Raw genomic sequence first — 15,435 nt, forward strand, 5'->3', positions numbered from 1 at the left:
TATTTAGGATATCGTTTGTTTCTTTTAGTAGTGTAACATCCATATTCATTTGTAGTTTAACTTCTTTTTACAAATAGTAGAAGATGAATACAAAAAAGTCGCCCAATTTTCAAATGGGCGACTCTTTTTATTTTGTAGCTAATACACGAAGACGGTAATAATCCGCAATCCACTTTCCATCTTGATACAAAGTGGTTTTTAAATGTGCTTCTGTTCGTTTAATAACTTTTTCTTTTTCAATTTTGGTCAAATGCTCGAGTAGACTGTCACTAAACATATTCAACCAGTTTAAAATACCATCTTCTCCAGATAATTCAGTAGGACGATTATATAATTCTACATAGTGCACATTAAAGCCATGTTCATCAAGTAAAGCAACATACTCGGCCACGCTTGGAAAATACCACGGGAACTCTTCTGCTTTGTATTCATAATCTAGTTCACTAAATGATTGTTGAATTGCTTCCACAATAGATTGAATATTACCTTGCCCACCCAATTCAGCGACAAAGCGACCACCATCTTTTAAAGCTTCATAAATACTTGCAACGGCCTTATCTTGAGATTTCACCCAATGTAAAGCAGCGTTAGAAAAAACTGCATCAAACTGTTTTGAATAACCAAGGTGTTGCGCATCTTTGACGTAGAAGGGAATATGACCAAATTTTTGGTTTGCTTGTTCAATCATTGATTCTGACTGATCAATCCCAATGACTTTTGCACCTAATTCAGCGATTTGTGCAGCTAAATCACCGGTACCACAACCGACATCTAAAATCTGCTCTCCTACTTTTGGATGAAGAAACGAAATTAATCCTTCCCCATATTTTGAAACAAATTGATGTTTTGTATCATATAAAGTTGCATTCCAAGTACTATTCATTTCACTCACTCCTTTTCTTAAGAAAACTATACTGTTAATTGGAATGATATAGAAATAATTAAAAAGTTGATTTTTGATAACGATTTGGAATTAGGTTATTAAGAAGAGCTTATTTCTTTTACATTGAAAATTAATATATTTAGATAGTTTTGTTCAAGTCATGTTTACAAAATAAATACTAAGAATAAATCAAAAGAAAATGAACAAATTATAGTGGATGGAGGTGAATATAAATGGCGAATAACAACCAAGAAAAGAATAAAGCGAAAAAGAAAAATGACTTAGGTCGTGAAGAATTTGGGTATGGGTTTGATTTGAGTCCAGATGACTTTGATGTAGTTGGACAAAATGATGAAGCACATAAACAACATAATCATGAAGAAAAACAAAAACCGAATAATAAAAATAATGCTAGAAGAATAAATGAATAAGTAAGGTGAATAGAGGAGTGCTACATATAAAACGATATTAAATTGTTTTATTATGTAGTGCTTTTTTATTAGGCATGTTTAAATTTTTGTATGAGAGCAGATAATTTAACTGGTGGGAAAATGTTAGTAAATATTCGATATCATTGTGTCATATACATAAAATATTAAAACGATTTATATAATAGTTTAAGGTTATTTTCAATAGTATGTACACTACGACAGAAATCAATGTGATGAGGTTTTTAAAGCATAATTTTAATAATGAAAAGGAGGATATAATGAGAATAGGATACCGTTCTATTTCCATAATAGTTAACTTATTTCTAGGCTATTTATCTTTTTTTATAGGTGTATTATGGTTCATGACAATAATGTACGCTTCGCATTCTTTTGGATTGAGAGTAGACTCTACTTTCGATGATGGTTTACTAGGTGTCTTTTTAATAATATCTATCATTGCAACAGCTATTTATATTCCTGCCTGTATTAATTTAAATAGTATAATAAGGCCGAAATTGGAAATGAGAAAATGGAGTTTTATTGCTTTTATATCCATAGTTTTTATCCTTGGTTTTTGTATTATTACCTTAACTATACAGTGAATTGGTGTTGGTAAATAAAAAAATTACATTTTCTCATGACATGTAACAGGTCAATATAGCCCAACATATCAAGCTTTTAAGACTAATCTCTTTTTAGTATGTTCTCGAACAATCCAATATAAATTAAAAAACCTCTAGTTTTTAAATAAGTAAAGTGCTATGGTATTTACATACAATATAATAATCCTTCGGGGTCGGGTGAAATTCCCAATCGACGGTGATAAAGTAAAACTTTTAAGCCCGTGAGCCTTTTTTAGGCAGGATATGGTGAGAATCCAAAGCCGACAGTATAGTCTGGATGGGAGAAGGATGTAAAGAATATCAAGGTCTTATTAAATTTATGTAGATTTAATAGGTTTATTTAGCATTGATAATTTATGTCTCCTATCAAACTCCGTAGTGTTCTATGGGGTTTTTTTGATGCCCTAAAACTTATTTGTATTGTTGTTAATTTCATATGTAATATCCTTCGGGGTCGGGTGAAATTCCCAATCGACGGTGATGAAGTAAAACTTCTAAGCCCGTGAGCTTGATAAGAGCAGGATTTGGTGTGAGTCCAAAGCCGACAGTATAGTCTGGATGGGAGAAGGATGTAGAGAATATCGAAGTCTTATTAAAAATAAAGTATTTTAATAGGTTTATTTGCTTATGATATTTTACATAACTCCTATCAAACTCCGTAGAAATCTATGGAGTTTTTTTGATGGAAAAACTAAATAAGTAAGTCCTTCGGGGTCGGGTGAAATTCCCAATCGACGGTGATGAAGTGAATCTTCTAAGCCCGTGAGCTTGATAAGAGCAGGATTTGGTGCGAATCCAAAGCCGACAGTATAGTCTGGATGGGAGAAGGACAGCTAGATTACACGCAATTCCTTTTGAAAAATAGTATTTCATTAGGTTTATTTAGCGATGCGTTTATCTAATACTCTCCCAAACTCCCTAATTTAATTAGAGAGTTTTTTATTTTTCAAAAAGGGAGGTTTATCACAATGCATGACGAGTATTTTATGGATTTAGCGTTGAAATTTGCAACAGTAGGTGAGGATCAAACTTCGCCCAATCCGGTAGTAGGAGCGATCATTGTAAAAGAAGGTGCTGTAGTTGGTTTTGGAGCGCATCTTAGTGCCGGTTCTCATCATGCGGAAGTACATGCACTCAATATGGCCGGGGAAAATGCTGTTGGCAGTACAATGTATGTCACATTAGAGCCTTGTAATCATTATGGTAAAACACCACCATGTACGATGGCCATTTTGAATGCAGGTATAAAAAAAGTAGTGGTAGCAACACTCGATCCAAATCCCAAAGTAGCTGGCACTGGTGTAACAAAGCTAAAGGATGCTGGCATTGAAGTGGAAGTGGGGCTTTGTGAAGCCGAAGCTGTGAAATTAAATAAAGCTTATTTTCATTTTATGAAGCAGAAGTTGCCTTTTGTTACGTTAAAGCAAGCTATTACATTGGATGGCAAGATTGCTACCGTTCATGGAAAAAATGAAAATATCACAGGTAAAGAAGTGCAGGAGGATGTTCATCGAAAAAGAGGGCAAACGGATGCGATCTTAGTTGGTGTTGGGACGGTGTTAACAGATGACCCATTACTAACAAATCGATTTACAGAAAGTAAAAAACAACCGATTCGAATCATTTTGGACACGCATTTAAGAACACCTATAAATGCTAAGGTTATCACTGATCAAACAACGCAGACATGGATTGTTGTTGGGCTTGAAGTTACCCCTGATCATATCACCAGCTTTGCACAAGACAATGTACAAGTAATCCAACTTAAAACAAAAACAATCGCAATCCAGGACGTCCTTCAAGAGCTGGCAAGGCGAAATATCGTCACCCTTTATGTAGAAGGGGGGCAGCGTATAAATACGAGTTTTATCAATTCAGGTCTAGTTAATGAAATGATTACTTACATAGCACCAAAACTAGTAGGTGACCATGATGGAATGGGGATGTTGGAAGATTTAGAAGTAAAAAGCATGGCTGATGCTGTCCCACTAAAACTGCAGCAAGTGGATCGAATTGGTGATGTAATTAAAGTGATTTCGGGAGTGGGGGTATAGCGTATGTTCACAGGAATTATTGAGGCAAAAGGAAAAATTACAGAGCTGAAAAAAGATGCAGAGAGTATGAAATTTACTATTGAAGCTCAAGACATCATGTTGGATATGCAACTTGGCGATAGTGTAGCAGTAAACGGCGTATGCCTAACCGTTTCGCATTTCACACTTCACGAATTCACGTTAGATGTCATGCCAGAAACGGTCAAAGCGACAACAATTCACTCCTTAAAAGTAGGGCAGTTGGTGAATTTAGAAAGAGCAATGGCTGCAAATGGGCGATTTGGCGGTCACTTCGTTTCAGGTCATGTTGATGGGACAGGGACTATTATCAGAAAAACAAAGCAAGCAAATGCAGTCTACATTGACATCGCTATCTCTAGAGAACTGAGTGATTTGTGTATACCAAGGGGTTCCGTAGCCATTGATGGAACAAGCTTGACGATTTTTGAAAAACATCCTGAAAAATTGACTGTATCTCTTATTCCACATACGTATCAAGAAACGATTTTCGCACTGAAGGAAACGGGACAACAAGTGAATATCGAAACAGATATGCTAGGCAAATATATTATTCATCAATTACAGAATAACGATAGTACTTCAGCAATTACAATGGATTTTTTACAACAAAACGGATATTAAAACGGGCGGTGTATAGCAATGTTTCACTCAATTGAAGAAGCATTAAAGGATTTAAAAGAAGGCAAAATGATCATCGTCGTTGATGATGAAAATCGTGAAAATGAAGGGGATTTAGTAGCACTTGCAGAATATGCAACGCCAGAAAATATTAACTTTATGGCAACGCATGCAAGAGGTCTAATTTGTACACCAATCACAGAAAAAATCGCAACAGAGCTCAACTTACATCCAATGGTGTCCAATAATACGGATCACCATCAAACGGCATTTACAGTAAGTATTGATCATTGTAATGCAAAGACGGGTATTAGTGCATTTGAGCGTTCGCAAACGATTCAACATTTATTGAATCCCAATGCATTAGCTGATGATTTTAAAAGACCGGGTCACGTTTTTCCGTTAGTTGCTAAAAGAAATGGCGTATTAGAAAGACCTGGTCATACAGAAGCGGCAGTAGATTTGGCGAAAGCATGCGGCGCTATTCCAGCAGGTATTATCTGTGAAATAATGGGGGATAGCGGGGAGATGTCTACTGGACAAGAGCTAATAGACTTCGCCCAAAAACATCAGTTAAAAATGATTACGATTGAAAGTTTAATTCAATATCGTTACATCCAAGAAGAGCTAGTCACTAGAGCAGCTAATGTACAACTTCCGACAAGCTATGGCCATTTCAATTTGATTGGCTATGAAAACGACATCGACAAATTCGAACATGTAGCACTTGTTAAAGGGGACATAAATATTGTTGAAGCTCCGATTGTGCGCGTTCACTCATCTTGTTTGACAGGAGATATTTTTCATTCGGAAAGATGTGATTGCGGTCCTCAGTTGGAACAGGCCTTAAAAGTCATCGAGACTGAAGGGGCAGGTGTTGTGTTGTATATGCAACAAGAGGGTAGAGGTATCGGTTTGATAAATAAGCTACGTACTTATGAGTTACAAGAGCAGGGCTTTGATACAGTTGAAGCCAATGTAAAGTTGGGTTTTCCTGCAGATGCACGTGACTATGCATTAGCAGCTCAAATGCTAAAAAATTTAGGTATATCAAAAGTTCGCCTATTAACGAACAACCCAGATAAAGTTCAAAGCCTAGAAGCATACGGCATTGAAGTTGTCGAAAGAATGTCGATTGAAATTGAAGCTGTAGCAAGCAATTTATTTTATTTAGAAACTAAAAAAGAAAAGATGAATCATCTTATTTCGTAAAGGGGATCTTAAAATGGGAAAAGTATTTGAAGCACAATTAATTGGAACAGATTTAAAAATTGGTATTGTAGTAGGTAGGTTCAATGAGTTTATCACAAGTAAATTACTAGGTGGCGCAATGGACGGGTTAGTACGACATGGCGTTTCAGAAGACAATATTGATGTTGCGTGGGTACCTGGTGCATTTGAAGTGCCCTTTATAGCAAAGCAAATGGTAGAGAAAGGTGACTACGACGCAGTAATAGGTTTGGGGACGGTTATACGTGGCTCCACTTCACATTATGATTATGTATGCAATGAAGCGGCAAAAGGAATTGCCAATGTTTCGTTAAATACAAATGTACCCGTTATTTTCGGTATAGTCACAACAGAAAATATTGAACAAGCAATCGAACGCTCAGGCACGAAATCAGGCAATAAAGGCTATGACTCTGCAATTGCAGCGATTGAAATGGCTAATTTAAAGCGTCTATTTTAAAAATAAGGCACTTCTACGATATTGTAGAAGTGCTTTTTACATATCAGCCATTATACCAGCCGCTTGCATCCATTAACATGAGAATCAAGGGTATGATACCTAGTGCTCATAGCAAAAATTTATGTCATGATAAAACTGAATACATATAAATTAAAGGCTTAACAGTCCAATTTAGGCTATACTAGGGTATGAGAGGAATCCAATTCAATTCCTTTCAAGTAAAGGAGCTGACTTAAATTGTTAAAACAACAAATTGAAAATTATATTGCAAATCATATAAGTGAAAACAAAATTGAGTTGTTTGATATTGAAAAGGAATTCGCAGAAAAACATGAATTACTTCCTAGTGGGGTAGCTGTTACTGAAAAGACATTTTACATAAATGCTCTTGAACGCTGTAATAAAGAGACGGAAGAATTAATCTCTGCGGAAAGTACTGCTTTCTTGCAGAAACCAATTTCATATTTGAAAGAACAAGCAAATGAATTTGTTTATGTAGAATCTAGTAATTTTGAGTTAATCCGCATGGACGCTGTAGCGCTAGAATTTGATGATGTTTTTGAAACATATACAGCCTTATTTGGATTGAAATTACAAAAGAAATTCTGCGAGGCTATAAAAACTTATTTGAATACGAATTTACATGGAGATAATGCGAAATACAGTGTCATGTTTTCCGCTGAAGATGGTTTATGGGACGTAAATGTACCATTAGACTATATAGAAGGATTCAGCGAAGCGAAATCGTTTGAAGAAATCTATAACATGATTTATCGCTTCTTCTTCAAATTAGTTGAAGAGATTGAGGAAGCACAGTGAAGGATGGGAAATGATTGAGTAACAGAGAATTTATTTACACATATTCAGGGCATAAAGATGAATATGATTTGTGTCGAATGGAGATGCGATCATTTTTTGGATTTGACGTCCTTTCAAATGTGTTGAAAAGTACAATAGAGATAGATCCAAGTAGAAGTCCCTTTATGAAAGAACGCCTTGAAGTAATATATGAAGGTGAGAGCTTCGAACAAATAGCGGACTTAGTTGAACAACTTGACCTAGATTATGCAACATTTAAAGTTGTTTGTTTGAATGACTCTGAGCTTGGTTCTATGAAAAAGGTAGGCCACTCAAAACGACGAGAAATCGAACGTAACATTGGTTTACGTATTAAAGGTGAACCTGATTTAGATCAACCTGAAACTGTATTTGGTGTCGTTATGATAGATAACAAATGGTATTTTGGTAAATTAGAAGTCAGTGAACCTATTTGGCTTCACCACCAGCAAAAACCGCATATGTATTCAACGGCACTAAATACACGTGTCGCAAGAGCAGTTGCAAATATTGCAGTTCCGCATCCTAACGGGGTTCGTGCAATTGATCCATGTTGTGGAATTGGGACTGTATTAGTTGAAGCATTATCGATGGGAATTGATATCGTAGGACGTGATATTAATCGACGTGTAGTGCTAGGTTCAAGAAAGAATATCGCCCATTTCGGACTAGAAGGCAATGTAACTACTGGACCAATTTCAGAGATTGAAGACAATTATGATGTTGCAATCATTGATATGCCGTACAATTTATTTACACATATTACTGTTGAAGAACAGCTTGATATAGTGAAGCAGGCTCGCCGATTCACCAAAAAGGTTGTTATAGTAACGATTGATACAATGGACCATATGATTGAAGAAGCTGGTTTTGAAATTATCGATCGCTGTGAAGCAAGAAAAGGAACTTTTTCTAGACAAGTATTGGTTTGTAAATAAAGTATGACCCTTATGCTATAAGGAACACTTTGTTCTTCTAGCATAAGGTTTTTTTTATTTAAAGCCCTGTTTAATTTTTTTGTTGATACAGATGGAGGATGTAGCCACACATTTGCGGAGGAAAGTCGCTTAGTCCCAATAAACGAAACAAACGTAGCGTATCATTGAGAAAAACGATAGAATAAGAGGTTTTTTAGGAATGTTTGTAGAATAATAATCTTTAATGAAAGAAAAACAAATTGTGATAGTAAATAAAAAAGCTGAATGGGGGGGATAAACTTTGTTAATGATCTTACGCATTCTATTTTCAATTATTGCATTAGCATTGGCTGGTTATGGACTAATTACAAAAAATTTCGAGTTTCAAGTATATATGATATTATTTTTAGGCTTAACAATGTTGGTAATGGGAATACAGGATTTCAAAAAGAGGGGAAAATTTACAGGTTGGTTATTTATGATAGTGTTTGCATTTTCACTAATCGTAGTTATTCAAAGTTTTATATTAGTTTAGAGGGTGATTATTATTAATAACCCCACGATAGAAACAAGAAGCGTGTTCGATATATTTATCGAGTACGCTTCTTATTTTGATAAAAACAACATTGAAGTAAAAAAGAGTCTTATTAAAAGTTAAATCTTAGACACCCTTTGCCTAATATACAGCAATATTTCAAAATAATTAAAGTAGTGAAAATATAATACTATTCATATATATATGGACGGTGTTATATTTGTTGAAAAGTTCTAAAATTAATTATTTGAAAGTGAAGTGCTTATAATTGAGATTTCTCCAACAGTTTCATCCATTAGTATGGATTATTTTAGGCGGTACAGTATTTACACGTATCGCGAGCTTTATGGCTATGCCCTTTTTAGCGCTTTATCTACATAAAGATTTAGGAGCAGGACCTTTACTTATAGGTATAACGATAGGAATTGCCCCATTACTATCTACTATAGGGGGCTTTATCGGCGGTTATTTGACTGACCGATTTGGTAGAAAACGAATTCTATTAATCACGGTTTTTGTTTGGAGTACGGTATTTATAGGATTCGCTACGACAAATATAGTTGCTATGTTCATAGTCTTAAATGCTATCAATGGTTTATGTCGTTCATTTTTTGAACCGGCTACACAAGCATTAATGATTGATTTTACACCACAAGAAAAAAGAAAACGTCTCTTTTCATTACGATATACAGCAATTAATATAGCTGCTGTTATAGGTCCTGTTGTTGGAGTATATATTGCCAGCCTGTCAAGTCCAAGCGTACCTTTTTTGTTTACAGGCGCTATGTACTGCGTATACGGAATCTTTTTGATGATTGTATTGAATCGATATGAAATGAAACAGCAAAAACTAGCAACACAAATTCAAATACATCATATGTTTCGTATTATTTTATCGAATCGAAAAATGCAGCTGTTTGTTGCAGGTGCGATATTGATAAACTTTGGATATTCTCAGTTCGATTCCACATTACCTCAATTGGTCGAATTGACTGTTGAGGATGGAGTAAAACTTTACTCATTATTAATAGCACTTAATGCTGCGGTCGTTCTTATTTTGCAATTACCGATTAGTATTTATTCGGAGCGATATTCAACGAAATTTACACTATTATTGGGTATAGGATTCTTTGTAGCGGGATTAGCTTTATTTGGCGTGGCAAATAGTAGTCTTATATTTGTTATTGGGATGGTATTGTTTACTATAGGTGAGATCTTTGTTTTCCCAACAATGAATGTCCTAATTGATGAAATTGCACCAGAAACACAAAAAGCAAGCTTTTTAGGGGCTGCCCAATTCAAGAACTTAGGAAGCTTCATCGGACCAGTCATTGGCGGGTGGCTGTTAGTGCATTTCCAAGATCAACTCTTCTTATTGGTAGCATTGATTGTACTATCTAGTGCAGCTTTTTATAAGACGGCGATGAATATGAAACAGTAAAGTTAACTTGAATATGTAAAATAACCTGGTTAAAGGACAGTATTAAAAAAGCCCTCTAACTGGGTTTTCTTTTGCGGTTTTAGTAATGAAAATAGTTTACCAAATGCAACGCTTTTCTCTTGATTGATCTTCAATAAAAAGGTAAATTTAATTGTGCTATTATAGAACTGTTCGTAATGGAACTGTTTGTAATGAAAGGAGTGGGGGATTTTGAGTCTAGAAAAGGACGTTGGTATAAGGTCTGAAAAGTTATTACATTCATTTTGGCATGTGAACCATTGTATTAGGAGAATAGTGCAAAGAACGGCATTAGAAAATGATCTTACGATTCCTCAATATGCTCTATTAATAACGCTTGCACCATTTGAAGAGATGACTCAAAAACAGTTAGGGAAGGCAACGTTTTTTCCGAAAAGTACATTAAGTCAAGCTGTTGATGGGCTTGTGCAGGCTGAATTGATTCATAGAAATCCTGTAGAAGATAACCGAAGAGAAATGTTGTTGACTCTTAGTACTAAAGGTCAATTACTTTATAACAAGATACAAAGCCAAGAGAGTAGTATTCTCCAAGCTTTTGAGTCAGCGACTGAGTCACTCAGTGAAAAACAATATGATGATCTTCTAACATCACAACGTCAAATAATCACTTTATTAGAAGAGGCTATAGAAAGAGGAGAATGATTTGAGTGCTTAAACTACTAAAAAACCTAACAGTTTATAAGTGGATTGTTCTAGCGGTGGTTGGACTTGTATTCGTTCAATCCATGGCTGATCTGTATTTACCTACTCTAATGTCAGATATTATTGATAAGGGGGTAGTAGTAGGTGATAAAAAGTATATTTTGGAAATCGGTGGATTAATGCTTTTAGTGGCTGCATTCGGTGTGTGCGCATCGATTGTTGCAAGCTATTACTCATCAAAAGCTGCAATGGGTTTCGGTCGTGATGTCCGCCGAAAAGTGTTTAATCATGTTGAGGAATTTTCACTTCAAGATTTTGATGAGGTTGGAACAGCATCACTGATTACAAGAACAACAAATGATATAACTCAAGTACAGCAAGTAGTGATCATGTTACTACGAATGGTTGTAAGTGCACCGATTATGTTTGTTGGCGGATTAATAATGGCTCTATCAAAGGATGCAAAATTATCGCTTATTATCGTAGCGACAATCCCTGTACTAATGGGCGCAGTTATTTTCATCATGTCAAAAGGAATACCTCTTTTTAAATTAGTGCAAACACGTTTAGATCGTTTGAATTTAGTGTTACGAGAAAATTTAACAGGAATCCGCGTTATCCGTGCTTTTAATCGAGAAAAGCAAGAAAAAGTTCGTTTACAAAAGGCTAATAAAGATTTAATGGACGTTTCTATCAAAGTCAATAAAGTGATGGCGTTTTTAATGCCTGTTATGATGCTTGTGATGAATTTAACAGTTGTTGGCATCATCTGGTTTGGTGGAATTCGTATCGATAACGGTGGTATGCAGATCGGGGACTTGATGGCTTTTATTCAATACGTCATGCAAATCATGTTTGCTCTTGTTATGGCATCTATGATGTTTGTTATGATTCCGAGAGCAGCAGTATCTGCTAAACGTATTAATGAAGTGTTAGATAAGAAACCAACAATACTTAATGAAGGGTCTAAAGCTGTAGACCAAGAGCGAGGAACACTTGAATTTGACAACGTCTCTTTTACTTATCCAGGAGCAGAAGAGCCTGTTTTATCTAATATTAGTTTCAATGCTAAGTCAGGAGAAATTACTGCAATCATAGGGGGGACTGGTGCTGGTAAATCAACACTTGTGAATCTAATCCCCCGTTTTTATGATGTTACTAGTGGAACGATTCGAGTAAATGGTGTGGATCTAAAAGAGACATCAATCGATGAGGTGCGTTCTAAGATTGGTTATGTACCGCAAAAAGCACTGCTTTTTACAGGTACGATTGCTGAAAATATTCGCTTTGGCAAAGAAGATGCTACGCAAGAAGATATTGAACATGCTGCGCGTATAGCCCAAGCAGAAGATTTTATAAGCAAAATGGAAAATGGTTATGAATCTGAGATTTCTCAAGGTGGTTCAAATGTATCTGGTGGTCAAAAACAACGACTTTCTATTGCAAGAGCGTTAGTAAGAAAACCGGATATTTATATATTCGATGATAGCTTTTCAGCGCTTGATTACAAAACAGATGCAAGTCTACGTGCTGCATTAAAAGAAGAAACGAAGGATGCAACCATGCTACTTGTTGCTCAGCGTGTCAGTACCGTAGTTGATGCAGATCGAATCATCGTTTTAGATAAAGGCGAAATAGCTGGTATAGGTACACATAAAGAGTTGCTTGAAGAAAATGAAGTTTATCGTGAAATCGTTAAATCACAGCTCTCAGAGGAGGAAATCGCATGAGTAAGCATAGAAAAACGCAACCTCAAGGCGGCGGTCCAATGGGGAATGGCGGTAATATGATGATGGCGGGCCAAAAAGCTAAAGATTTTAAAGGTACGTTTAGACGTTTGCTGAGCTTTTTAAAACCATATCGTAATCGATTACTTATCGTATTTTTAGCAGCAATTATGAGTACTGTTTTCATGGTTGTAGGGCCAAAGCTAATGGGGAATGCAATCACTGAATTATTTGAAGGGGCATATAGCAAATTCAAAGGAGTACCAGGAGCTGAAATCGACTTCCATGCTATTGGACAATTGTTACTGTTACTTGCGGGACTTTATGTTATTAGCAGTTTGTTTTCGTATATTCAACAGTATATTATGTCTAGTGTCGCTCAAAAGACAGTTTATGATTTAAGAACAGAGATCAATGAAAAGCTAGAGAAGCTTCCATTGAAATATTATGACGGACGTGCAAATGGAGAGACTTTAAGTAGAGTAACAAATGACATTGATACAATTGGCAGTACGCTACAGCAAAGTGTGACACAATTCATCACTTCGATCGTAACCATAATAGGGATTATTATCATGATGTTAACAATCAGCCCGTTGTTGACGTTAATATCAATTGTAAGCCTACCTCTTTCAATTTTCGTTATTAAACCAATTTTGAAAAGGTCCCAAAAACATTTTGCAGATCAACAAAAAACACTTGGCCAGTTAAATGGTCATATTGAAGAAATGTATACAGGCCACCAAGTCGTTAAAGTATTTGGACATGAGAAAAAAGCAGTCGCAGAATTCGATGAAGTAAATGAAAAATTATATCAAGCAGGTCGTAAAGCACAATTTATCTCGGGAATGATCATGCCATTAATGTCTTTCATCGGGAATTTAAGTTATGTCATCATTAGTGTTGTTGGTGGTATTTTAGTAACGCAGCGTGCGATTTCAATCGGGGATATACAAGCATTTATTACGTATACTCGACAGTTTACCCAGCCTATTGCACAAACAGCGAACATTGCAAACATTATCCAATCAACAATTGCAGCAGCGGAACGTGTTTTTGAACTACTAGATGAAGAAGAGGAAGTAAAAGAAGTGACATCTTCTAGTTTAACAAAAGCAAAAGGTGCCGTTACTTTCGAGAATGTTAGTTTCGGATATGGCAAGGAACTATTAATAGAAGACATGAATATTGAAGTACTTCCAGGTCAAACAGTTGCCATTGTAGGTCCAACAGGAGCTGGTAAGACGACCCTGATCAATTTGTTAATGAGATTTTATGAGTTAAATGACGGGAAAATCAAAATAGATGGTATTGATACACGTAACATATCTCGCGAAAACCTCCGCAAAACATTTGGCATGGTGCTTCAGGATACTTGGCTTTTTAATGGAACAATTAAAGAAAACTTAGCTTTTGGAAAAGAAAATGCGACAGATGAAGAAATATTCTCGGCTGCCCAAACAGCTCGAGCAGATCACTTCATTCGTACACTTCCAGACGGTTATAATACCGTTTTAAATGAAGAAGCATCAAACATTTCGCAAGGACAAAAGCAGCTCTTAACTATTGCTCGAGCTGTACTTGCGGATCCTCCGATCATGATTTTAGACGAAGCAACTTCAAGTGTTGATACACGTACAGAATTACTGATCCAACAGGCGATGAATCGTTTAATGGAAGGGCGAACTAGCTTTGTTATTGCACATCGTCTTTCCACTATCAGAGACGCTGACTTGATCCTAGTGATGGATCAAGGTAAAGTGATTGAACAAGGAACACATCAAGATTTGTTAGAAGAAGACGGTTTTTATGCTGACCTTTATAACAGTCAATTTTCAAATAAAAAAGCAATGTAATAAATGTAGCCTTGATTCTAATTTGGAATCAAGGCTTTTAAAATTTTGAGAACAGAATAGTCAGTAATATTTGAATTGTATAAAATAATAAATAACAATATAATAAAAGAATAGCTTAATATATTTGCAGAAATTACAGTCCGAATAACATGATGAAAAGCGGGGGTAAACAATGAACATTTCTTATAAATTATTGTCGTCAGTAAGCTTTCAAGAAGCACATGAATTATTTAATAGAGGGTTTGAAGGTTATTTATTACCGATGAATTTATCTTTTGAAACATTCATTAGTAAGTTTGGAAATGAAGGTTTATCTCCATCGCTCTCAGTCGTTGCGTATGATGGTATTGAGCCTGTCGGATTTGTACTGCAGGGAATTAGAGAAGTGGATGGTCAAAAGGTTTCATGGAATGGTGGAACCGGTATTGTTCCCGAATATCGCGGGAAGAAGTTGGGCTTTTCTTTGATGCAAGAGGCGGAGAAAGTCTTAATGGACAACGAAGTTTCTATAGCTACATTGGAAGCACTTTCTGAAAATAGACCAGCCATATCATTATATGAGAAGTGTGGTTACAAAGTAGTTGACGATTTGCTCTTTTTATCAGCAAATGGGGCATTAGATCATCAATTACCAAATTTAGATGGCTATGAAATTCAAAGAATTCCTGCTGTGCATGCAATAGGTTCAGGATTATTTCCGGCTATTGTACCTTGGCAAACAGATCCTAGTAACACACCTAAAATAGGTGGAGAAGTTGTGATGATTACAAAGGATGAAGATGTACAGTCTGCATGTCTTATTCGGAAAAAATATGTGTTCGGAAATGAAACGGAAGGTATTACATTGTTTCAAGTATCTGAAAATGGTGATGAAGATGTACTAAATGCATTACTTGCGTATGCTTTGGAATACGATAAGCCAATAAATCGTACTACTTATAACTTCTTAAAAGGAAACGGACGAGTGATTTCCTTATTAACGAAAAAGGGATTTGAGGAGACGCCTGTTTCACAAGTATTTATGACAAAAACTTACTAACTTACCTGTTCAACTTTTAATAAATTGATTGAACAAGGTTTTTTAATCGCTTTTATGAAACAAGCCCTTCAATCAACAGATT

Annotated in this window: 15 protein-coding genes and 3 riboswitches; of the genes, 14 read left to right on the forward strand and 1 reads right to left on the reverse strand. The window is 35.7% G+C overall.

What is annotated here, in order from left to right; genetic code table 11:
• Positions 1 to 127 precede the first annotated feature (127 nt).
• Positions 128 to 883, reverse strand: coding sequence for a class I SAM-dependent methyltransferase (locus MHH98_RS09830; RefSeq protein ID WP_076035043.1), 756 nt, complete (start codon positions 881 to 883; stop codon positions 128 to 130).
• Between the two features lie 233 nt (positions 884 to 1,116).
• On the opposite strand from MHH98_RS09830, the gene MHH98_RS09835 reads away from it, so the two are divergent.
• The 14 genes from MHH98_RS09835 to MHH98_RS09900 all read left to right on the forward strand — a co-directional run bounded on the left by MHH98_RS09835 (position 1,117) and on the right by MHH98_RS09900 (position 15,353).
• Positions 1,117 to 1,314, forward strand: coding sequence for a hypothetical protein (locus tag MHH98_RS09835; RefSeq protein ID WP_038182509.1), 198 nt, complete (start codon positions 1,117 to 1,119; stop codon positions 1,312 to 1,314).
• 278 nt (positions 1,315 to 1,592) lie between these two features.
• Positions 1,593 to 1,916, forward strand: coding sequence for a hypothetical protein (locus tag MHH98_RS09840; RefSeq protein ID WP_340708953.1), 324 nt, complete (start codon positions 1,593 to 1,595; stop codon positions 1,914 to 1,916).
• Between the two features lie 180 nt (positions 1,917 to 2,096).
• A riboswitch (FMN riboswitch) is annotated at positions 2,097 to 2,230 on the forward strand.
• A 147-nt stretch (positions 2,231 to 2,377) separates the two neighbouring features.
• Positions 2,378 to 2,511: riboswitch (FMN riboswitch) on the forward strand.
• 126 nt (positions 2,512 to 2,637) lie between these two features.
• Positions 2,638 to 2,771, forward strand: a riboswitch (FMN riboswitch).
• A gap of 134 nt (positions 2,772 to 2,905) precedes the next feature.
• Entirely contained in the window at positions 2,906 to 3,991 is a 1,086-nt protein-coding gene (gene ribD, locus MHH98_RS09845; RefSeq protein WP_340712706.1) for a bifunctional diaminohydroxyphosphoribosylaminopyrimidine deaminase/5-amino-6-(5-phosphoribosylamino)uracil reductase RibD, read from the forward strand.
• A 3-nt stretch (positions 3,992 to 3,994) separates the two neighbouring features.
• Positions 3,995 to 4,633 (forward strand): riboflavin synthase, encoded by a 639-nt coding sequence (gene ribE, locus MHH98_RS09850; protein ID WP_076035045.1) that lies wholly within the window; start codon positions 3,995 to 3,997, stop codon positions 4,631 to 4,633.
• Between the two features lie 18 nt (positions 4,634 to 4,651).
• Positions 4,652 to 5,842, forward strand: coding sequence for a bifunctional 3,4-dihydroxy-2-butanone-4-phosphate synthase/GTP cyclohydrolase II (locus MHH98_RS09855; RefSeq protein ID WP_076065368.1), 1,191 nt, complete (start codon positions 4,652 to 4,654; stop codon positions 5,840 to 5,842).
• A gap of 13 nt (positions 5,843 to 5,855) precedes the next feature.
• Positions 5,856 to 6,320, forward strand: a complete 465-nt coding sequence (gene ribH / locus MHH98_RS09860; RefSeq protein ID WP_053415785.1) for a 6,7-dimethyl-8-ribityllumazine synthase — start codon at positions 5,856 to 5,858, stop codon at positions 6,318 to 6,320.
• 237 nt (positions 6,321 to 6,557) lie between these two features.
• On the forward strand, positions 6,558 to 7,139 hold the full coding sequence (locus tag MHH98_RS09865) for a branched-chain amino acid aminotransferase (RefSeq protein ID WP_076035048.1): 582 nt from the start codon (positions 6,558 to 6,560) through the stop codon (positions 7,137 to 7,139).
• Between the two features lie 77 nt (positions 7,140 to 7,216).
• Positions 7,217 to 8,095, forward strand: coding sequence for an RsmD family RNA methyltransferase (locus MHH98_RS09870; RefSeq protein WP_083669601.1), 879 nt, complete (start codon positions 7,217 to 7,219; stop codon positions 8,093 to 8,095).
• Between the two features lie 286 nt (positions 8,096 to 8,381).
• On the forward strand, positions 8,382 to 8,609 hold the full coding sequence (locus tag MHH98_RS09875; RefSeq protein ID WP_340709424.1) for a DUF3953 domain-containing protein: 228 nt from the start codon (positions 8,382 to 8,384) through the stop codon (positions 8,607 to 8,609).
• 268 nt (positions 8,610 to 8,877) lie between these two features.
• The gene (locus MHH98_RS09880; RefSeq protein ID WP_340712708.1) at positions 8,878 to 10,050 is read left to right on the forward strand and encodes an MDR family MFS transporter; all 1,173 of its coding nucleotides are present in this window, start codon (positions 8,878 to 8,880) and stop codon (positions 10,048 to 10,050) included.
• Between the two features lie 210 nt (positions 10,051 to 10,260).
• Entirely contained in the window at positions 10,261 to 10,731 is a 471-nt protein-coding gene (locus MHH98_RS09885; protein WP_076065374.1) for a MarR family winged helix-turn-helix transcriptional regulator, read from the forward strand.
• 5 nt (positions 10,732 to 10,736) lie between these two features.
• Complete coding sequence (locus MHH98_RS09890) at positions 10,737 to 12,461, forward strand: ABC transporter ATP-binding protein (protein ID WP_076035053.1); 1,725 nt, start codon at positions 10,737 to 10,739, stop codon at positions 12,459 to 12,461.
• Positions 12,458 to 14,314: an ABC transporter ATP-binding protein gene (locus MHH98_RS09895; RefSeq protein WP_340712710.1), complete on the forward strand. Its 1,857-nt coding sequence runs from the start codon at positions 12,458 to 12,460 to the stop codon at positions 14,312 to 14,314. Before MHH98_RS09890 ends, MHH98_RS09895 begins: the two co-directional genes overlap by 4 nt.
• Positions 14,315 to 14,486: 172 nt before the next feature.
• Entirely contained in the window at positions 14,487 to 15,353 is an 867-nt protein-coding gene (locus MHH98_RS09900; RefSeq protein WP_340712712.1) for a GNAT family N-acetyltransferase, read from the forward strand.
• Positions 15,354 to 15,435: the final 82 nt, after the last annotated feature.

The organism is Viridibacillus sp. FSL H8-0110 (assembly GCF_038003565.1).
GTDB classification, from domain to species: Bacteria; Bacillota; Bacilli; order Bacillales_A; family Planococcaceae; genus Viridibacillus; species Viridibacillus arenosi.